The following is a 19,294-nucleotide window of genomic DNA, read 5'->3' on the forward strand; positions in this document are numbered from 1 at the left end:
GTCGGCAAAAGGCCATGGTTAATGCGGCCTTAACCTTCCCCCCGATAGTCTGGCAGCCGAATCTCCCGGCATGCGCCACGCATCCGGCCAGGCACTGACTTACGGGGAAGAAGGCATGCGTTCAGGCGCTTCAGCACCGCTCGCGCTGACCGACACGGGGCACGGCATCCATGCATTCGCGCGGCGCCAGGTCGGGCGGCTGGTCGGTGCAGGCTTGTTCGTGTTCACCGCTTTCGGCGTCGCCAGCCTCGCCACCTGGAACGTCGCCGACCCGAGCTTCTCGCACGCCACCAACAACATCGTCACCAACGCCATGGGCTATACGGGCGCGGTGTTTTCCGACCTCGCCATGCAGTTCTTCGGCCTCGCCGCCGTCGCCGGCCTGGTGCCGGCGGTGGTCTGGGGTTTTCTTCTCTTCTCCGCGCGCGGCGTCGATCGGCTGCCGAAGCGCGGGCTTGCCTGGTTCGGCTTCGCGCTGCTTGCGGCGGCCATGGCTGGATGCGTGACGCCGCCCAACACATGGCCGCTGCCGACCGGCCTGGGCGGCGTGTTCGGCGATATGGTGTTGAAGATTCCGGGCATCGCCGTCGGCGGATATCCAAAGGGGCTTTTCGCCAGCACCATCGCGGTGGTTCTCGCCGCGCCGGCGCTGTGGCTGTTCGCCTATGGCTCGGCGCTGATTGCGCGCAAGAACGGCTTTGCCGTCATGGAGCGCGCCGCCGCGCCCGATCCGCGCGAGCAGGACGATCTGCTCTTCGACGAGGATGAGGACGAGGGCGACGAAGGCATTCTCGCGCTCGGCGCCATCACCCACTGGTGGCTGTCGTTCCGTGCGTGGATGCACCGCCGCGCCGCGCGCCGCAGGCAAGAGCGCGACGAGTTCGAGCCTCCGATGGAGCCACGGGCAAGCGCGTGGCGGCGCGCCGCCGAGCGCGTCGAATCGGCCGAGTATGCGGAGGCCAGGATGAGCCCGGGCGGTCGTGCCCGCGTCGAGCCGGAATTCTTCGCCGCCATGGTCAACGACCGAAGCGCTTCGGTCGATCCGGTCGACGACGATGTCTTCGACGAAGAGGCCGATCTCGACGATTTCGACGACGGGGAGCCTGTCCAGCGCCGCGCCAATGTGCGCAACTTCCGCTCCGACGCGGCGACCCGCGTGGAAGCCCCGGCGCCGCGCCCGGTGCAGGGCGCGCGCGTCCAGCGCGAGGCGCAGACCTCGCTGATCGGCTCCGGCACGTTCGAGATGCCGTCGCTGCATTTCCTGTCCGAGCCGAAGAACGTGGCGAAAGACCCGAGCCTGTCGAAGGATGCGCTGGAGCAGAACGCAAGGCTGCTCGAAGGCGTGCTCGAGGATTTCGGCGTCAAGGGCGAGATCATCCATGTCCGCCCCGGTCCGGTCGTCACGCTTTACGAACTCGAACCCGCCCCCGGCATCAAGTCCTCGCGCGTCATCGGCCTTTCCGACGACATCGCCCGCTCGATGAGCGCGATCGCCTGCCGCGTCGCGGTCGTGCCCGGCCGCAACGCCATCGGCATCGAGTTGCCTAACGCCAAACGCGAGACGGTCTATCTGCGTGAGATCATGGCGAGCCGCGACTTCGAGACGACGAAGGCGAAGCTTGCGCTGGCGCTCGGCAAGACCATCAATGGCGAGGCGGTTATCGTCGACATCGCCAAGATGCCGCACGTGCTGGTCGCCGGCACCACCGGGTCGGGCAAGTCGGTGGCCATCAACACCATGATCCTGTCGCTGCTCTACCGGCTGACGCCGCAGGAATGCCGGCTGATCATGATCGATCCCAAGATGCTCGAGCTCTCGGTCTATGACGGTATCCCGCATCTGCTCACACCCGTCGTCACCGATCCGAAGAAGGCGGTGGTGGCGCTGAAATGGACCGTGCGCGAGATGGAGGACCGCTACCGCAAGATGTCCAAGGTCGGCGTGCGCAATATCGACGGTTTCAACGCACGCGTCAGCCAGGCCGAGAAGAAGGGCGAAAAAATCTCGCGCACGGTGCAGACCGGCTTCGACCGCCAGACCGGCGAGGCGATCTACGAGACCGAGGATCTCGACCTCGAGCCGATGCCCTATATCGTCGTCATCATCGACGAGATGGCCGACCTGATGATGGTGGCCGGCAAGGACATCGAAGGCGCGGTGCAGCGCCTGGCGCAGATGGCGCGTGCCGCCGGCATCCATGTCATCATGGCGACGCAGCGCCCGTCGGTCGACGTCATCACTGGCACGATCAAAGCCAACTTCCCGACCCGCATCTCCTTCCAGGTGACGTCGAAGATCGACAGCCGCACCATCCTTGGCGAGCAGGGCGCCGAGCAGCTGCTCGGCATGGGCGACATGCTCTACATGGCCGGCGGCGGCCGCATCCAGCGCGTCCACGGCCCCTTCGTCTCGGACGACGAGGTCGAGCGGATCGTCGGGCATCTCAAGCTGCAGGGCGTGCCCGAATATCTCGACGCCATCACCGAGGACGATGAGGAAGACGACGAGGACGGCTCCTCGAGCAGAAGCTCCGGCGGCGGTGGCGGCGGCAATTTCGAGGATTCCGACGATCCCTACGACCAGGCCGTGGCGGTGGTGCTGCGCGACGGCAAGGCCTCGACCAGCTATATCCAGCGCCGGCTCGGCATCGGCTACAACCGCGCCGCCTCGATCATCGAGAAGATGGAAAAGGAAGGCATCGTCGGCCCGGCCAACCACGCCGGCAAGCGCGAGATCCTTGTTCCCACCGAGGACGACAAATTCTAGCCGACGACGCCCGCAGGGGACCGGCCGGCAACTTTGAACCTTCTGGCGCGTTCATGCGACCAAGCGCCGTGTGACCCGCCAAACTTAGGCCCAACTGGGGGTCCAGAGACAGCGACCAAGACAAAATCACAGGAAGTGACCGGCATGAAGACCCAGACAGATTTCGCTCCGACCCGCCGGCAGGTGCTCGGCCTTGGCCTTGTGCTCGCGGGCGCCGCCGCCATCAATGTCGTGCCTGGCTTCCAACTCCTGGCCCAGGCGCAGGCCGCGGTTCCGCCGGCGGCGCAAAAGATCGCCGACCACTTCTCCTCGGTCAAATCGATGAGCGGCGAGTTCGTGCAGTTCGGCCCGAAGGGCGAGCAGACCGGCGGCAAGTTCTTCCTCGAGCGTCCCGGCAAGATCCGCTTCAACTATGACGGGTCGTCGAATTTCCGGGTGATCTCCGACGGCAAATCGGTGGTGATCCTCAACAAGAAGCTCAACACCTCCGACCTCTATCCGCTGTCGAAGACGCCGCTGAAGCTGTTGCTCGACGACAGGATCGACCTCTCCGGCGGGCGCGTGAAGGCCGTCAAGGAAGAGGACGACCTCACCACCATCCAGCTTTCCGACAAGTCGGTGTTCGGCAATGCCCGGATCACCATGATGTTCGATCCGAAGAGCTACGAGCTGCGCCAGTGGACGATCACCGACGCGCAGGGCAAGGACACGACGGTGATGATCTTCAACGTCAAGGAAGGTGTGAGCATCCCGCCGGACACCTTCGCCATCGACTATACGGCGAACAGAGAGCTGAATACGAAGACGCGGTAGATGCAGGTGTTGTGAAGGTTTCCCGGCGTCGGCGCTGCTCCTCACCCTTACCTCTCCCCGTGAAGAACGGGGAGAGGGGCGCGCCAGCGTTGGAGTTTATTCCTTCTCCCCATCCTTCACGAGGAGAAGGTGCCGGTCCACCCTCCGCAGCTGCAGCGCAGCTGCTGCGGAGGACGGGCAGGCGGATGAGGGGTGGCGCTGACCTCCGCCAGCGCTAACCGACGAGCGCAGGTCGGCTTGTCTTTCCGGCGCGCGGCTGGCAGTAGTTCGGCGACCTAGGCCGCCTTGGACCCGCCGCATGCCCTTTACAATCGCCACCTGGAACATCAACTCTGTGCGCTTGCGCATGCCGATCGTCGAGCGGCTCTTGAAAGAGCATGTGCCGGATGTGCTTTGCCTGCAGGAAACCAAGGTTCCGGACGAGCTTTTTCCCGAGAAGGCCTTCCGCAAGGCGGGCTACGAGCACATCCTTTTCCACGGCCAGAAGGGCTATCACGGCGTGGCGACCGTGGCGCGCCGGCCGATCGAGCTGGTCGAGAAGCGGCGTTTCTGCGAGATCGACGACAGCCGGCATCTGTCCGTCAAAGTGCAGGCCGGCGGCAGGTCGATCCTGCTGCACAATTTCTACGTTCCGGCCGGTGGCGACGAGCCCGATCCGGAGATCAACCGGAAATTCCGGCATAAGCTCGACTTCGTCCACGAGATGAACGGCGTGCCGGCGGGCCAGGACGATCAATCCGCCTCGATCCTGGTCGGCGACCTCAACATCGCGCCGCAGGAGCATGACGTCTGGTCGCACAAGCAATTGCTCAACGTCGTCAGCCACACGCCGGTCGAGACAGAAAACTTCGAGGCGATGCGGCAGGCAGGCGGTTGGGTCGACCTGATGCGGCTCAACGTGCCTGCCAAGCAGAAGCTCTACACCTGGTGGAGCTATCGCGCGAAGAACTGGGAGGCCTCGGATCGCGGGCGCCGGCTCGACCATGTCTGGTCATCGGCCAATCTGGTGCCGAGTTTTGCCGGCTACGAGATCCTGAAAATGGCGCGCGGCTGGGAGAAGCCGTCTGACCATGTGCCGGTTATCGCGCGGTTCGATCTGGAGTAGGTGGGCTGATATTCAGGTGATGCCGGCCTGCAAATGGCGGCTTCCTGCGCTTCCGGCCTTCGCCTGCCGAAGCACTCATGAGTGGCGTGGCAGTTAAATTAAGGCTACTGCCGGCGTAGGCCGGTGCTCACGTACTTTAAGTACGCTCCGCTCCGGTTCTCGGAAACCACCATTTCCGGCTCGGCCTGACCTGAATCTCAGCCCACCTAGGGGCTGGCTCCTCACTCCGTAAAACGCGGCGCCAGCGCCTCGATACGGGCGATCATCTGCTGGAACTCCTCCAGGATGCGCTCGTGCAGCTGCAGCGCCAGCTCCGGATATTCCTCCAGGATGCGGCGGAACATCTTGCGGCTCAAGCGGATCACTTCCGAATCGACCGCGGCCGAGGCGCTGGTCAGCCGATTGGTGTCGGCGATCAGCGCCAGTTCGCTGAGCATGGCGCCGGGGCCTGCCGTGCCGATCGGGACGCGTTCGCCGCCCTGCTCGCGATAGAGCGCGATCAAGCCGCTGACCACGATATAGGCCGAGTCGGCCACGTCATCCTCGCGGTAGAGCTTGTGGTCGGCCTGCAGAAAAGTGGTCTCGGCGCCGAAGGCGAGCAGGCGCAACTGTTCCTGCGTGAAGCCCTGAAAAAGCTTCACGGCGGACAGGATGCGGATGTCGTCATCCAGCGCCATGCTAGCTGTGTCCCCGAGCGGTCAGTCCAGTCCCTCCTTTGGAGCGGCGCGCCTCCCAGGCGTGCAAAGGAACGCTCCAACACTTGCAGCCTGCGCACCGTGCGATCCCAAAAATCGGTTCCGATTCCTGGGCCGATGCGTCCAGCGAGCCGATCCATCACCCTCCAGCACCAGGATCGTACCCTAAAGCGGTCCCGCCCGACCGCTCATTTGATCATGAAATGTTTAAGGAACCAGCTTGTAGCCGCCGCTTTCTGTCACAAGAATTTCGGCATTGGAAGGATCACGCTCAATCTTCTGGCGTAGCCGGTAGACATGGGTTTCCAGCGTGTGCGTGGTGACGCCGGAATTGTAGCCCCATACCTCCTCCAGGAGCACGTCGCGCGTCACCACCTTCTGGTCGGCGCGATAGAGATATTTGATGATCGAGGCTTCCTTTTCGGTCAGCCGCACCTTGGCGCCGCGCGGATCGATCAGAAGCTTCTGGCTGGGCTTGAACGTGTAGGGGCCGACCGAGAAGGTGGCGTCCTCGCTCTGCTCGTGCTGGCGCAGCTGCGCACGGATGCGCGCCAGGAGCACGGCGAAGCGGAAGGGCTTGGTCACATAGTCGTTGGCGCCGGCCTCGAGCCCCAGAATCGTGTCGGAATCGGTGTCGTGGCCGGTCAGCATGATGATCGGCGCCTTATAGCCGCCCTTGCGCAGGATCTTCACCGCCTCGCGGCCGTCCATGTCGGGCAGGCCGACGTCCATGATGAGTAGATCGACAAGACCGCCGCGCGCCGCGGCGACGCCTTTTGCGGCAGTGGCTTCCTGCTGGACGTCGAATTCCTCGTAAAGCGCCAGTTGCTCGACGAGGGTGGCTCGCAGGTCGTCGTCGTCATCCACGATCAGAATGGTGCGTGATGTCATGATCAATCCGTTGTTTTAAAAAGAATATTCAGTTGACCTCCCCCCATTTATGCGGAAGCTCACCGGCGCAACAGCCGATCACAGTGATTTGTTCCGTGACACAATCATACAAGAAAAAACGCGCGCGCAATGAGGCAGGCGCATTTTTGCCGAAAGGCCTGCGTGTCCTGGTTGTGCGCGCGAGGCCCGGCAACCCTGCGCAGGGGTTGCTGCAGGCCGGCAAAACGGTGTTTCCCTGCGCGCTCGGGCGCGGCGGCATCTCCGCCGGCAAGCGCGAGGGCGACGGCGCGACGCCGCTGGCCGCGATGCGGATATTGTCGGGCTATTTTCGCAACGACCAATTTCCCGGCGGGCGCCGGACAAGGCTGGCGATGGCGCGGATCGGGCCGGACCTCGGCTGGTGCGAGGTGCCGCACGACCGCAACTACAACCGTCCGGTCAAGATCCCTTACGGCGCCAGCCATGAACGGATGCGGCGCGCCGACCGGCTCTACGATGTATGCCTGGTGCTGGACTGGAACATCGCGCCGCGCCGGCGCGGGCGCGGCAGCGCGATCTTCTTCCATCTGGCGCGCCCGGGCTTCACGCCGACGCAAGGCTGCGTGGCGGTGACGGCGCGCACCATGACAAGGCTGCTGCCGCTGCTGTCGGATCGGACGGTGGTGAGGGTGGTGAGGTAGGGGGAATAGGGTTAGGCAGTAGGGATTAGGCAGTAGGAAGAGAGCAAATTGGCCTACTGCCTATTCCCTACTGCCTTTCTCTCACCGCCTCGGCTGCTCCCAGCCGGAACCCAGCAGCCCGATCATGCGGAGCTCGCGGTCCATCGCCTTGGTGACGTTCCGGCGCTCGGCGCCGATGTCGCGCAATTGGCTGTCGGAGAGATCCTCGACGGACTCGTGAGGAAGCCGGGCGGCGACCCGCGCCTGACGTAGCCAGTCGATCGCGGCGCGCAGCCAAAGGGCGACACCGGAGCGGGGTTTCAGGACGGTCTGGGACTTGAGAACGATCTCGGTCATGGCTTCATCCGTGTTCTCCGGACATCAAATCCGGTTTGATGGTGTTGCGATGAAACGATCATGCCGGATTGAAAAATAAACAGGAAACGAGTAGTTCTTGTTCGATCGTCAAGTTTTATTTGGAGATCGAATGTCCCGCCTGCTGCCCGGAACGCGTGCGTTGAGGACCTTCGAGGCGGCGGCCAGGCACCTCAATTTCACCCGCGCCGCCGATGAGCTCGGCCTGACGCCGGCGGCGGTCAGCCATCAGATCAAGGAAATCGAGGATCAGCTCGACCTGGTGCTGTTCACGCGCACCAGCCGCACCATCCGGCTGACCGAAGCGGGCAACGTGCTTCACGAGGCCTCGGTCGATGCGCTCGACCTGCTTGGCCGCGCCGTCAGCCGCGCGCGCAAGATGAGCAGAGGCACGGCGCTGCTCAAGATCACGCTTGACGCGCAGTTCGCGACCAAATGGCTGATGCGGCGCGTCGACGATTTCCGCAGGCAGCGGCCGGGAGTCGAGCTCCGCTTCGACATCGCCTCCAAGCTGCGCGACTTCGATCGCGATGATGTCGATGTCGGCATTCGATTCGGCGCCGGCAAATATCCGGGATTATGCGCGGACCGGCTGTTCGAGAACGTCATCATTCCTGTTTGCAGTCCGGCTCTGCTGCGGGCCGGACCGCCGCTGAAGGAGCCGCGCGACCTCTTCCATCACACGCTCGCCCACATCGAATGGTCCCGCCAGGGTATCACATGGCCGAACTGGCGCATGTGGATGGCGGCGGCCGGCGTCGATGATTTCGACGACAGCCGGACCATCGTGTTCGACACCTCGACGGATGTCGTCCAGGCGGCGCTCGACGGCGTTGCCGTCGCGCTCGCCGATTTCGCCATGGTCGCCAACGATCTGTCCGAGGGCAGGCTCATCCGACCGTTCGAGCTCGGCATCAAGGTCGCGCCGGAATTCGCCTACTTCCTGGTCTATCCCGAAGCGGTGAAGGACGACGGGCGCGTCATTGCCTTCCGTGAATGGCTTCTCGATGAGGTGGCGAAAGACGCGGACGCAGGGTGATGCCCGAATCCGCCGCGCGTATTCGGCTGCGGCGGAAAACTGTTCACACCTTTCCTGGCATCGCTCTAGCCAGCCGGTGCCGCAGGCGCGCCGAACCAGCCGATCACCACGCCGATGATGAGCAGAACGCCAAGCCAATGGCCGGCATCGATCAGCGTCAGGTCCCAGCCGAAGCCTTGGTAGCGGTGGTTGGCAGAAAGCGTGGTGGCGACGAAGCCCAACCAGAGCATGAAGCCGAAGATCACGCCTGCGAGCGGGTTTGGCTCGCCGCCGGTTATGGCGCCGACCACCAGCGTCATGACCAGCGCCATGATCACCTCGGCGACGAAACTGACGATAAACGGGGCGACGGATCGCTTCATGGTGGCAGGGTCGAGTTTTGCCGCCTTCAGCCAGGGCTTGCTCAAGCCCATGTACCAGACCGCGCCGAACAGCCACGCCACTACGGCGGCGACAATTACCGCCAGCCAATTCACCGTTGAGAAATCCATGAGTCCCCTCCCGAAAGATTAACGATGGAATCCCTGTTCGCCGGCTGCATCAAGCCGGCGCATTGGAAGCCCAGCGCCAGACGGTCGTGCGCTTGACCTCGGCATCCTCCAGCACGCGTGTCACCGGCACCTGATAGACGGCGAGCGATTGCAGCCCCTTCTTCGGCAGATAGGCACGGCCGGGATCGCCGACGAGGATGTCGGCGCCGCGCGCCTTCAGGCTGGTGAACCACGGCGCCAGCCTGTCCGCCAACGGCTTGTCGTAGAAGACGTCGCCGGCGAGCACGATGTCCCAGCCGTCATCCGTATCGATGCAGTCCGCATCCAGGAAATCGGCCTTCACGCCATTGGCTTCCAGGTTGAGCGTAATCACCGTTTGGCAAAAGGGGTCGATATCGGCGGCGATCACCTGCCTCGCGCCGGCCTTCAAGGCGGCGATCGCGACCATGCCGGAGCCGGAAGCGAAGTCGAGCACGCTTTTTCCCCGCACCGTCGCGGGATGGTCGAGCACATAGCGGGCGAGGCCTTGGCCGCCGGCCCAGGCGAAGGCCCAGAATGGCGGCGGCAGGCCGATCTCGGCCAGTTCCTCCTCGGTGCGCAGCCACAAATCATGCGCCTCGTCGGCCAGGTGCAGCAGCACTTCCGGCACATGCGGCGGCGCCATCAGCGCAGTATTGTCGAGGATGAATGTCTTCGCGCTTTTGGGCGTGAGCCTGGTCACGGCGCCGGGTTGAGATCGGCCATGCGGCAGACCTCTTTCCACTCTGCCGGCGTCACCGGCTGCACGGAAAGCCGGCCGAGCCGGACCAGCGCCATGTCGGCCAGCTTCGGATTGGCCTTGACCTCTTCCAGCGTCACCGGCTTCGGCACGTCCTTCCAGGCGCGGATGTCGACGCATTCCCAGCGCGGATCGTCGGTGGTGGTATCGGGGTGGGCAAGCGCGCAGACCTCGGCGATGCCGACGATGTCGAGGCCTTCGTTGGAGTGATAGAAGAAGCCGAGATCGCCGATTTTCATCGCCTTCATGTTGTTGCGCGCGGCGTAGTTGCGCACGCCGTCCCACTGCGTGCCGGCCTTGCCTTTCGCCTTCAGCGCCTCGAAGGAAAAGACCGAGGGTTCGGACTTGAACAGCCAGTAGTTCATCTCAGTTGTCCCATTGCCGTTGTCGATACGCCACTATCCAGCGTTCGCGCGCTTCCTACCCTTACCCCTTCCCCGTTCTCGCGGGGAGAGGGGAGCGCAGCCCAACACTCATGCGCTGGCGGGCTTCTGGAAGACCCAGTTCCATGCACGGATTTCGACGCTTTCGAACAGGCCGGCCTTGGCATAGGGGTCGGTGGCCGCCAGGGCTTGCGCGGCCGCCATATCCGCCGCTTCGATCATGACCAGGCTTCCGTCGGGCTTGCCGTCTCCGTCGAGGAAGGGGCCGGCAAAGGCGAGTTTCCCTTCGCTGATCAGGGCTTCCAGGAACGCCGCATGCGCCGGCCTTGTATCGGCGCGCAGTTGCAGGCTGCCCGGCTTGTCCTTGCAAATCAACGCAAACAGCATGTCTAAAACTCCGATGCTTCAGATGTCGGTTTCGGTTTTGAGCGGCCGCGTCATCAGCGCCGTCACGGCCTGGCCGATGGTCACCTTGCCGTCGAGGATGGCGGCCACTGCGGCAATGATCGGCGCCTCGATGCCGCGCTCGGCAGCGATGCGGGCGGCAATGCCGGCCGTCGGCACGCCTTCGGCGAGCGGCAGGCCGGCAAGCGGCTTGCCCTTGCCGAGCGCCAGGCCATAGGCGAAATTGCGCGATTGGGCGGAGGAGCAGGTGAGCAGCAGGTCGCCGAGGCCGGAAAGTCCCATCAGCGTCTCCGGCTTGGCGCCGAAGGCCGCGCCGATGCGGCGCAATTCGACGAAGCCGCGCGTCACCATGGCGGCCTGGGCGCTGGCGCCGAGCCCGGCGCCGGTCACCGCGCCGGCGGCGATGGCAAAGACGTTCTTCAGCGCGCCGCCGATCTCGACGCCGATCAGGTCGTCGCTGGAATAGCAGCGCAGGTTCTCGGCCGAAAAGCGGGCGGCGAGCTCCGCCGCCAGTTTCCCGTCCCGGGCGGCAACCACGACGGCCGTCGGCAGGCCGCGCGCAACATCGCTGGCAAAACTCGGACCGGAAAGTGCCGCGACAGGATTGTTCGGCAGGCTTTCCTCGACGATTGCCGACAGCAGCGCGCCGGTGTCGCGCTCGATACCCTTGGCGCAGAGGACCAGCGGGACGCCGTTCGGCACGTGGCCGGCGGCGGTGGCCAGTACCGCGCGCAACGACTGCGCCGGCGTCACCGCCAGCACGCAGTCGGCGCCGCCGAGCGCCGCGGCGATGTCGCTGGTGGCGACGATGCCGGGCTCGATCGCGATGCCCGGCAGATATCGCGGATTCTCGCCGCGATCGATGGCGGCGACAGTTTCAGCATCGCGCGCATAGAGGCGGACAAAATGCCCGGCCCGCAGCATAGCGAGCGCCAGTGCTGTGCCCCAGGCGCCGCCACCAAGCACCGCGACGCGCCAGCCGCTTGGCGTTTTGGCCTGTCCACCGCTCGTGACCGCGTCAGTCATGCCTTGGCACCGCGCCGGCCCGAGCCGACTATCGGGGCAGAGACACTGTCCAGCGGCCAGCGCGAGCGCGGCACGAAGTCGGTGGCATTCTCGCCCGCCATGCCGGCGCGCAGCCGCTCGATGCCGGCCCAGGCGATCATCGCCGCATTGTCGGTGCAGAGCTTTTGCGGCGGTGCCACGAACGCAAAGCCGGCTTCGGAGCACAGGGCTTCCAGCGTCGCCTTGATCGTCCGGTTGGCGGCGACACCGCCGGCGACGACCAGCGCAGGGCTCGCCTTGTCGGGAAATTCCCGGCGGAAACGGGCGAGAGCGCGCGCGACACGGTCGCCCAGCGCATCGGCCACCGCCGCCTGGAAGGAGGCGCAGATGTCGGCGACGTCCTGATCGCTGAGCGGCGCGATCGCCGTCGCCGCCTGGCGCACGGCGGTCTTCAGCCCGGAAAAGGAGAAGTCCGGCTGCGCCGAACCTTTCATCGGGCGCGGGAAGGCGAAGCGGCTGGCATCGCCCTTGGCCGCCGCCTTCTCGACATTCGGTCCGCCCGGATAGGGCAGGCCGAGCATCTTGGCCGTCTTGTCGAAGGCCTCGCCCAGCGCATCGTCGATGGTCGTTGCCCAGCGCTGGTAGTCGCCGACGCCGCGCACCGCGACGATCTGGGTATGGCCGCCCTAGTCGCCGACGCCGCGCACCGCGACGATCTGGGTATGGCCGCCGGAAACGAGCAACAGCAGATAAGGAAAATCGAGCCCATCAGTCAGTCTTGCCGTCAGCGCATGGCCTTCGAGATGGTTGATGGCAATCAGCGGCTTGTTGGCGGCGGCAGCGATCGCCTTGGCGGTCATCAGCCCGACGATCAGCCCGCCGACCAGACCCGGCCCGGCCGTGGCGGCGATCGCATCGACCTCGTCGAGCGATACCGCCGAATCGGTCAGCGCCGCCTCGACGATGCCGTCCAGCGCCTCGACATGGGCACGCGCCGCGATCTCGGGCACGACACCGCCGAAGGCCGCATGTTCCTCGATCTGGCTCAGCACCACATTGGACAGGATTTCGGGCGCGGAGCCGCCGTCCAGCGCCACCACGCTGGCGGCTGTCTCGTCGCAACTCGTCTCAATGCCCAGAACGCGGATCAATTCGTCGCTGTCCTCGAAGATTGTGTCGCCGGCTATTCCTATATAGGACAAGGCCGGCCAGGCTTCGCCTGCCGGGGGTTATCACGGACCGCGCGCCATGCAAACTTTGAAAATCGGAACACGTGGCAGCCCGCTGGCGCTCGCCCAGGCGCATGAGACGCAAGCGCGGCTGATGAAGGCGCAGGGCCTTCCCGAAGACGCATTCGAAGTGGTGCCCATCTCGACCAGCGGCGACCGCATCCAGGACCGGCCGCTGTCGGAAGCCGGTGGCAAGGGCCTGTTCACCAAGGAGATCGAGGAAGCGCTGCTCGACGGCCGCATCGACATCGCTGTGCATTCCTCCAAGGACATGCCGACGGTGCTGCCCGATGGACTGGAGCTCTCCACCTTTCTGCCGCGCGAAGACGCGCGCGACGCCTTCATCGGCAAAGCGGTGAAGCGGATCGTCGAGCTCCCGCGTGGCGCCAGGGTCGGCTCGTCGTCGCTGAGGCGCCAGGCACTGATCCGCCGGATGCGGCCCGATCTCGACGTGGTGATGTTCCGCGGCAATGTGCAGACAAGACTGCGCAAGCTGGACGAAGGCGTCGCCGAGGGCACCATTCTCGCCTATGCCGGGCTGAAGCGGCTCGGCCTCGAAAGCGTCATCACCGACCTGATGCCGCTGGACGTCTTCCCGCCGGCGCCGGGCCAGGGCGCGATCGGCATCGAAAGCCGCATCGGCGACGGCGCGGTGGAAAGAATGCTGGCGGCCATCCACGATGTGCCGACCGGCCAGGCATTGGCCTGCGAGCGCGCCTTTCTTGCCGCGCTCGACGGTTCCTGCCGCACGCCGATCGCCGGCCACGCGACCATATCGGGTGAAAAACTGTCTTTCGCCGGTCTGATCATCTCGCCCGACGGCACCGAGTCGCATGAAGTTCGGCTGGACGGCCCGGCCCGGGATGCGGCGGAGATAGGCGCGGAAGCCGCGCGGACGGTGCGCGCCAAGGCCGGCGCAAAATTCTTCGACGGGTGGGCCTGACATGGTCCGCGTCCTGGTGACGAGGCCGAAGCCAGGCGCCTCCCGCACGGTCCGGCGGCTCGAAGCCCAGGGATTTCAGCCCGTCCTGCTGCCGCTGACCGAAACGGTGGCGCTGCCGGTCGAGGCCAGCGTCTTTTCCGCTGCAGCGGTCGCCGTCACCAGCGCCAACGCGGTTCGTCATGCGCCGAAGAAGCTGCTCGCGGCGCTTGCCGCCTTGCCTTGCCATGCCGTCGGCAAAAGGACCGCGGAGGCTTGCCGCGCGGCTGGGTTTCTCTCCGTCGCTGAAGGCCCAGGCGATGCGGGGGCATTGGCCGATGCGATCAGCGGCGAGCTCGCGGGCAAGGACCTCGCCTATCTTTGCGGCCGCGTGCGTTTCCCCGCCTTCGAGGAGCGGCTTGCGACAGCCGGCGTTCGGGTCCGCACGATCGAGACCTACGACACCGTTCGGCTGACCCATACCGATGCAGAGATCGTGACGCGCCTTTCGAACAGGCCGGTCGACGCGGTGCTGCTCTATTCGGCCAGGGCGGCCGAGGCGCTGAGTCCGCTGATCCGCCGGCCCGCCCTGCGTGACCTGTTCGAAAAGGCGGCGTTTCTGGCGCTGTCCGCGCGCGTCGCTAAGGCATTGGACGGGGTCGTCGAGCAAAAGGTCCGCATTGCCTCCCAACCCGACGAGGACGCGCTGCTGGCGCTTTTGTCGCTGCCGGGTTGAGCCGCGTCATCACACCGCCCCTTTTCACCGCTTGGTGATGTGCTAGAGCATCCCCTAGACCCTTTGAACCATCCTCAAGCCAGTTCGCGGAGCCCAAGCATGGTCAAGACGCCGAAGGTGCGACATTCGAAGAGCCGCCGTGAGCCGGTGACCATCGACCTCGAACCCGGCGCCGTCTCGCGAATCACCGACGAGGATGGCGCCAAGGACGAGGCCAACCCGGAACAGACCGACGAGGCGAAGGCGGAGGAAGCGGCCGTCGCCTCGCAGCCGGACGCTCCGGAAGTGCCGATCCACGCCGAGCAGACCGAGATCGAGCCGTGGGAACACGCCGATGCGGCGCAGGCCGGGGCTGACGAGTCTGAAGCCAGGAGCAAGGATGAGGCGGAGGCGCCCTATCCGGGCGGTGAAGAGGCTTCGAAAAGCGAGCCAAAGAATGTCGGCTACGATTTCGAGGATGCTTCGGCGACCAGGACCGGTTCCGCCGCCTCTGCGCCGAAACCGGGCGAGACCCGGAGCGACGATCGTGCGACGTCGGCTTCCGGACGTGCCGGAGTGCGCACCATCGCCGCCGGCCTCATCGGCGGCGTGATCGCTCTCGCCGGCGCCGGTCTCCTGCAGGCGGTCGGCTTGCTCGGCTCGCCGGCCTCCGGTGGACCATCGCTCGACGGCGTCAATAGCGAGATCGCTTCGCTCAAGGGTGAAATCACGGCGCTGAAGGAAACGGGCGATGCCGGCGCCTCGGCCAAGGTTGACGGCCTGTCGTCGGCGCTCGACCAGGTGAAGTCGGATATCGCGGCGCTGAAATCGTCGGCTGGACAAAGCGGCGACGGCACCGCGCTCAAGGCGCTCAACGACAAGGTCGGCCAGATCGAGACCGCAGTTGCCGACCTGCAGAAGGCAGGCAGTGCCGCCCCCGTCGATCTCGGACCGCTCAACGAGAAACTCGCCGGGCTCGACGCGCTGGTGAAATCGGCCGGCGACGCGGCGAAGGCCGAAGACGGCCGGATCGCGGCGCTGGAACAGTCGGTGCAGCAGCTCTCCGGCAAGGTCGAGGCGCAGGCCTCGCAGCCCAAGATCGCGCTGGCGATTGCCGCCTCGGCGCTGAAGGCTGCGCTCGACCGCGGCGCGCCGTTCGCGACGGAGCTCGATACTTTCGCGGCGATCGCGCCAAACGCGCCCGAGCTTGGAGTTCTGCGCGGCTATGCGGAAAAAGGTGTTCCCACCCGTGCCACGATCGCCTCGGAAGCCGATGCCGCTGCCAACGCCATGGTCGAGGCGGCGACTCCGGTCGACCAGAATGCCGGCTTCTTCCAAAGTCTGGTGTCGAGCGCCGAATCGCTGGTCAAGGTACGGCCGGTCGGCGCCGTCGAAGGCAAAGGCGCGCCGGAAACCGTGGCGCGCATGGAGGTGGCGGTCAACCAGGGCGACTATGCCAAGGCGCTCAGCGAATACGACACGCTGCCCGACGCGGCAAAGGCGGCCGGCGCCGATTTTGCCGGCAAACTGAAGGCGAGGCTCGAGGTCGAAAGGCAGATCGAATCGCTGATTGCCGGCGCGACGAAGGCGTGAGGACCATCCGATGATCCGCATCCTCATCTTCCTTGCCGTCGTCTTCGCGCTGGGGCTGGGCTTCGCCTGGCTGGCCGACCGTCCGGGCGAGATGCTCGTCACCTTCAACGGCTACCAGTACCAGGTCACGCTGATGGTGGCGGCGGTGGCGATCGTGGCCGTGGTCGCCGCGGTGATGATCGTCTGGTGGCTGATCAAGTCGCTGTGGAACAGCCCCTATACGATCTCGCGCTATTTCCGGGTGCGCCGCCGTGACCGCGGCTACCAGGCGCTGTCGACCGGCATGATCGCGGCCGGCGCCGGCGACGGCGCACTGGCCCGCAAGAAGACCAAGGAGGCGGCCAAGCTGATCAGCTCCGACCAGGAGCCGCTGATCAATCTGCTCGACGCGCAGGCCTCGCTGCTCGAAGGCGACCACGAAGGCGCGCGGGAGAAGTTCGAGCGCATGCTCGACGATCCGGAAATGCGGCTGCTCGGCCTGCGCGGGCTCTATCTCGAGGCCGAACGGCTGGGCGACCGCAACGCCGCGCGCCACTATGCCGGCCGCGCCGCGGCAGTGGCGCCGCAGCTCGCCTGGGCGGCGGAATCGACGCTGGAGGAACTGACCGAGCGTGGCGACTGGGACGGCGCGCTGAAGCTGGTCGAGGCGCAAAAATCCACCCGGCAGATCGAGCGCGATGCCGCCAACCGCCGCCGCGCCGTGCTGCTCACGGCCAAGGCGCAGTCGCTGATCGACAGCGATCCGAATGCCGCCCGGACTGCCGCCGTCGAAGCCAACAAGCTGGCGCCCGATTTCGCGCCGGCCGCGGTGGTCGCGGCCAATATGCTTTTCCGGCAAAACGACGTGCGCAAGGGTTCCAAGATCCTGGAGACGGCCTGGCGGGCCGAGCCGCATCCGGACATCGCCGAGCTCTACACGCATGCAAGGCCGGGCGATGCCGTGCTCGACCGTCTCAACCGGGCGAAAAAGCTGCAGGAGATGAAGAAGAACCACGCCGAATCGTCGATGGCCGTGGCGCGCGCCGCGCTCGACGCGCAGGATTTCGCCACCGCCAGGCACGAGGCGGAGGCCGCGATCCGCATGGATCGCCGCGAAGGCGCCTATCTGTTGCTGGCCGACATCGAGGAGGCCGAAAGCGGCGACCAGGGCAAGGTGCGGCAGCTTTTGTCGAAAGCCGTGCGCGCGCCGCGCGATCCGGCATGGGTCGCGGACGGCGTCGTCTCCGAGCGCTGGGCGCCGGTGTCGCCGATCACCGGCAAGTTGGACGCCTTCACCTGGCGCGCGCCGATGGAGCGGCTCGGGCAGCTGATCGACAGCGAGGTTGATGCCGCCATACCAGCAATCCCCGCCTCCGCGCCGGCTGTGCCGACTGAAGAGAAGACGATCGATATCGTGCCCGACGGCACTGCCGAAAAACCGGCCACCGCGGCTGCGAACGGGGGGCAGAAGGACGGGACCGTCGCCGCAACCGACGACGCGGCAGGCGAGCAGGCACCGGAGCCGCCGCGCTTGCCGGATGATCCCGGCGTCGCGCCGGAAGACGAGGCGGAAAAATCGCCGCGCCGGTTTCGTTTGTTTTGAGACCGGTTATGGCGGACAGGGAAAAAGTGTCGATGTTCGAACGCGTGTTGTCCTTTCTGAGGGATTTGCCGGCCAGCGAGGCCAAGCCGAGCGCCGACGATCCGCGCGTCGCGGCCTCGGCGCTGCTCTACCATGTGATGAACGCCGACGGCGTGCGCCAGGATGTCGAGTGGGAGCGGTTCAAGGAGATTCTCGCCAAGACCTACTCGATCCGCGGCGACGAGCTCGACGCGCTGGCGGCCGCCGGCGAGCGCGCCGACAATGAGGCGATCGATCTCTACGCCTTCACCAGTGTGCTCAAGCGCCATCTCGACGCCGACGCGCGCAAGGCCTTCATCGGCCTGATGTGGGAGATCGTCTATGCCGATGGCGAATTGCACGAGCTCGAGGACAACACTGTCTGGCGCGTCGCGGAATTGATCGGCGTCGAGCGGCAGGATCGAATCGAGGCGCGCCGCAAGGCGGCGGCCGAGGCGCCCGGCGCGCGCGGGACGTCGAGCGACGAATAGGACTACGCCTGCCCATGCCACCCAGACCGAGGCCGAGACCAAAAATCCTGATCGTGCTGCATCAGGAGACTTCGAGCCCCGGCCGCGTCGGCCACATGCTTCTGGAAGAAGGCTTCGATCTCGACATCCGCCGGCCTCCGCTTGGCGAAGAGCTGCCTTGCACGCTGGACGGCCATGCCGGGGCGGTGATCTTCGGCGGGCCGATGAGCGCCAACGACCAGGACGAGTTCGTCCGGCGTGAGACCGACTGGCTCGAAATCCCGCTCAAGGAAAACCGGCCGTTTCTCGGCATCTGCCTCGGCGCGCAGATGCTCGCCAATCATCTCGGCGGCAAGGTCGAGGGTCATGGCGAAGGGCTGGTCGAGATCGGCTGGTATCCGCTGAAGGCGACCGAGGCGGGCAAGAAACTGCTGCACTGGCCGGAGATGGTCTAGCAGTTCCACCGCGAGGGCTTTTCGCTGCCGAAGGACGCGACGTTGCTTGCGACCGCCGAAACCTATCCCAACCAGGCCTTTCGCTATGGCGACAATGCCTGGGGCATCCAGTTCCACGGCGAGCTGACCAGGGTGATGATGCAGCGCTGGGTGGTGCGCGGCGCGCACCGCTTCGAGCTGCCCGGCGCGCAGCCCGGCCGCGACCATCTCGGCGGCCGGCTGATCTGGGACATGCACCTCAAGCGCTGGCTTGGCGAATTTTTAGGCCTGATTTTTGGCAAGCCGGCCGTGGGATAGAGTAAAACCGATTGCTCTGAGAACGTGGCCAGCCAAGATTCATTGATTCGCGCCGACATACTCGGCCGCATGATGAACGCGCTGACGCTACACAAAGAATTCGACGACAAATGCGATTTGGTTCCGCTTATAGATATTAATTCATTCGAAAATTACTACGAAAAACTGACTTGGAGTCTAAGCCATTCAGACCTCGCACTGGTACAAAAACACTACTCCGACGCCCAAACCACTTGGAGCGCCAAAGGCGGCGGGATACCCGGAACAGAGTGTGATGACCTTAGCTATGAAATTCTGTATTTCGATATTGGAACCCCGAATCCCCGCGACGAGATGCTAAGTCTACTCAATGCGGCGCCTCGTGGCAGTTCACAGTACAAAATCTACGCGGCGGCGGTGGCATGGGGTGGATATCTCCAAGCTTCCATCACCTGTCCCGATTACTATGTCAGTTCGATCTCCGTAGATAAGGTCCAAAAAAGCAATAGGGACGAGTTTCGAGTTCCGTACCTATTGGCAAGGATGGCTGCCGTTAAAGCCCCTCCTGATTGTCGAGATATCGAGCCTTTCGCGCGTGATGGCGGTGTATATCGCGCTAGAAACAAGTGAG

Annotated in this window: 19 protein-coding genes and 2 pseudogenes; 12 read left to right on the forward strand and 9 right to left on the reverse strand. The window is 65.2% G+C overall.

The window, feature by feature from the left end:
• Nucleotides 1-115 precede the first annotated feature (115 nt).
• From AU465_RS29490 to AU465_RS29500, 3 genes are all read left to right on the forward strand, one after another.
• Nucleotides 116-2,767: a DNA translocase FtsK gene (locus tag AU465_RS29490; protein ID WP_192255942.1), complete on the forward strand. Its 2,652-nt coding sequence runs from the start codon at nucleotides 116-118 to the stop codon at nucleotides 2,765-2,767.
• Nucleotides 2,768-2,911: 144 nt separating this feature from the next.
• Complete coding sequence (locus AU465_RS29495; protein WP_192255944.1) at nucleotides 2,912-3,580, forward strand: outer membrane lipoprotein carrier protein LolA; 669 nt, start codon at nucleotides 2,912-2,914, stop codon at nucleotides 3,578-3,580.
• Nucleotides 3,581-3,878: 298 nt separating this feature from the next.
• Complete coding sequence (locus tag AU465_RS29500) at nucleotides 3,879-4,685, forward strand: exodeoxyribonuclease III (RefSeq protein ID WP_192255946.1); 807 nt, start codon at nucleotides 3,879-3,881, stop codon at nucleotides 4,683-4,685.
• A gap of 221 nt (nucleotides 4,686-4,906) precedes the next feature.
• On the opposite strand, the gene AU465_RS29505 is transcribed toward AU465_RS29500, so the two are convergent.
• Entirely contained in the window at nucleotides 4,907-5,362 is a 456-nt protein-coding gene (locus tag AU465_RS29505) for a cyclic nucleotide-binding domain-containing protein (RefSeq protein WP_192255948.1), read from the reverse strand.
• A 225-nt stretch (nucleotides 5,363-5,587) separates the two neighbouring features.
• Nucleotides 5,588-6,271 carry a response regulator transcription factor gene (locus tag AU465_RS29510; protein ID WP_095804844.1) on the reverse strand — a complete coding sequence of 228 codons (684 nt, stop codon included), beginning with the start codon at nucleotides 6,269-6,271 and terminating at the stop codon, nucleotides 5,588-5,590.
• A gap of 146 nt (nucleotides 6,272-6,417) precedes the next feature.
• Here AU465_RS29510 and AU465_RS29515 point away from each other — a divergent pair, with 146 nt between their 5' ends.
• A complete protein-coding gene (locus AU465_RS29515; RefSeq protein ID WP_246506533.1) occupies nucleotides 6,418-6,951 on the forward strand; it encodes a L,D-transpeptidase family protein in 534 nt (177 codons plus the stop codon).
• A gap of 81 nt (nucleotides 6,952-7,032) precedes the next feature.
• Here AU465_RS29515 and AU465_RS29520 read toward each other — a convergent pair whose 3' ends face one another.
• The gene (locus AU465_RS29520; protein WP_192255952.1) at nucleotides 7,033-7,287 is read right to left on the reverse strand and encodes a hypothetical protein; all 255 of its coding nucleotides are present in this window, start codon (nucleotides 7,285-7,287) and stop codon (nucleotides 7,033-7,035) included.
• 130 nt (nucleotides 7,288-7,417) lie between these two features.
• On the opposite strand from AU465_RS29520, the gene gcvA reads away from it, so the two are divergent.
• A complete protein-coding gene (gcvA, locus tag AU465_RS29525) occupies nucleotides 7,418-8,344 on the forward strand; it encodes a transcriptional regulator GcvA (protein WP_192255954.1) in 927 nt (308 codons plus the stop codon).
• 65 nt (nucleotides 8,345-8,409) lie between these two features.
• On the opposite strand, the gene AU465_RS29530 is transcribed toward gcvA, so the two are convergent.
• From AU465_RS29530 to AU465_RS29555, 6 genes and pseudogenes are all read right to left on the reverse strand, one after another.
• Nucleotides 8,410-8,835: a DUF1761 domain-containing protein gene (locus AU465_RS29530; RefSeq protein ID WP_192255956.1), complete on the reverse strand. Its 426-nt coding sequence runs from the start codon at nucleotides 8,833-8,835 to the stop codon at nucleotides 8,410-8,412.
• Between the two features lie 49 nt (nucleotides 8,836-8,884).
• A complete protein-coding gene (locus AU465_RS29535) occupies nucleotides 8,885-9,556 on the reverse strand; it encodes a class I SAM-dependent methyltransferase (protein WP_192255958.1) in 672 nt (223 codons plus the stop codon).
• Nucleotides 9,553-9,978, reverse strand: a complete 426-nt coding sequence (locus tag AU465_RS36815; protein WP_192255967.1) for an EVE domain-containing protein — start codon at nucleotides 9,976-9,978, stop codon at nucleotides 9,553-9,555. Before AU465_RS36815 ends, AU465_RS29535 begins: the two co-directional genes overlap by 4 nt.
• 108 nt (nucleotides 9,979-10,086) lie before the next feature.
• Nucleotides 10,087-10,383 (reverse strand): YciI-like protein, encoded by a 297-nt coding sequence (locus AU465_RS29545; RefSeq protein ID WP_192255969.1) that lies wholly within the window; start codon nucleotides 10,381-10,383, stop codon nucleotides 10,087-10,089.
• 18 nt (nucleotides 10,384-10,401) lie between these two features.
• Nucleotides 10,402-11,427, reverse strand: a complete 1,026-nt coding sequence (locus tag AU465_RS29550; RefSeq protein ID WP_192255971.1) for an NAD(P)H-dependent glycerol-3-phosphate dehydrogenase — start codon at nucleotides 11,425-11,427, stop codon at nucleotides 10,402-10,404.
• Nucleotides 11,424-12,554, reverse strand: a pseudogene (locus AU465_RS29555) (tRNA (adenosine(37)-N6)-threonylcarbamoyltransferase complex transferase subunit TsaD). Before AU465_RS29555 ends, AU465_RS29550 begins: the two are co-directional and overlap by 4 nt.
• 100 nt (nucleotides 12,555-12,654) lie before the next feature.
• On the opposite strand from AU465_RS29555, the gene hemC reads away from it, so the two are divergent.
• The 7 genes and pseudogenes from hemC to AU465_RS29590 all read left to right on the forward strand — a co-directional run bounded on the left by hemC (nucleotide 12,655) and on the right by AU465_RS29590 (nucleotide 19,293).
• Nucleotides 12,655-13,578: a hydroxymethylbilane synthase gene (hemC, locus tag AU465_RS29560; protein WP_192255973.1), complete on the forward strand. Its 924-nt coding sequence runs from the start codon at nucleotides 12,655-12,657 to the stop codon at nucleotides 13,576-13,578.
• Between the two features lies 1 nt (nucleotide 13,579).
• On the forward strand, nucleotides 13,580-14,290 hold the full coding sequence (locus AU465_RS29565) for a uroporphyrinogen-III synthase (protein ID WP_192255975.1): 711 nt from the start codon (nucleotides 13,580-13,582) through the stop codon (nucleotides 14,288-14,290).
• Between the two features lie 99 nt (nucleotides 14,291-14,389).
• Nucleotides 14,390-15,862: a COG4223 family protein gene (locus AU465_RS29570; RefSeq protein WP_192255977.1), complete on the forward strand. Its 1,473-nt coding sequence runs from the start codon at nucleotides 14,390-14,392 to the stop codon at nucleotides 15,860-15,862.
• A 10-nt stretch (nucleotides 15,863-15,872) separates the two neighbouring features.
• Nucleotides 15,873-17,444, forward strand: coding sequence for a heme biosynthesis protein HemY (locus AU465_RS29575; protein ID WP_192255979.1), 1,572 nt, complete (start codon nucleotides 15,873-15,875; stop codon nucleotides 17,442-17,444).
• Between the two features lie 32 nt (nucleotides 17,445-17,476).
• The gene (locus tag AU465_RS29580; protein ID WP_192256025.1) at nucleotides 17,477-17,953 is read left to right on the forward strand and encodes a tellurite resistance TerB family protein; all 477 of its coding nucleotides are present in this window, start codon (nucleotides 17,477-17,479) and stop codon (nucleotides 17,951-17,953) included.
• 14 nt (nucleotides 17,954-17,967) lie between these two features.
• Nucleotides 17,968-18,684: pseudogene (locus AU465_RS29585) on the forward strand (glutamine amidotransferase).
• A gap of 24 nt (nucleotides 18,685-18,708) precedes the next feature.
• Nucleotides 18,709-19,293: a hypothetical protein gene (locus AU465_RS29590; protein ID WP_192255981.1), complete on the forward strand. Its 585-nt coding sequence runs from the start codon at nucleotides 18,709-18,711 to the stop codon at nucleotides 19,291-19,293.
• Nucleotide 19,294 lies beyond the last annotated feature (1 nt).

It is taken from the genome of Mesorhizobium silamurunense (assembly GCF_014843905.1).
Classification (GTDB): Bacteria; Pseudomonadota; Alphaproteobacteria; order Rhizobiales; family Rhizobiaceae; genus Mesorhizobium; species Mesorhizobium silamurunense.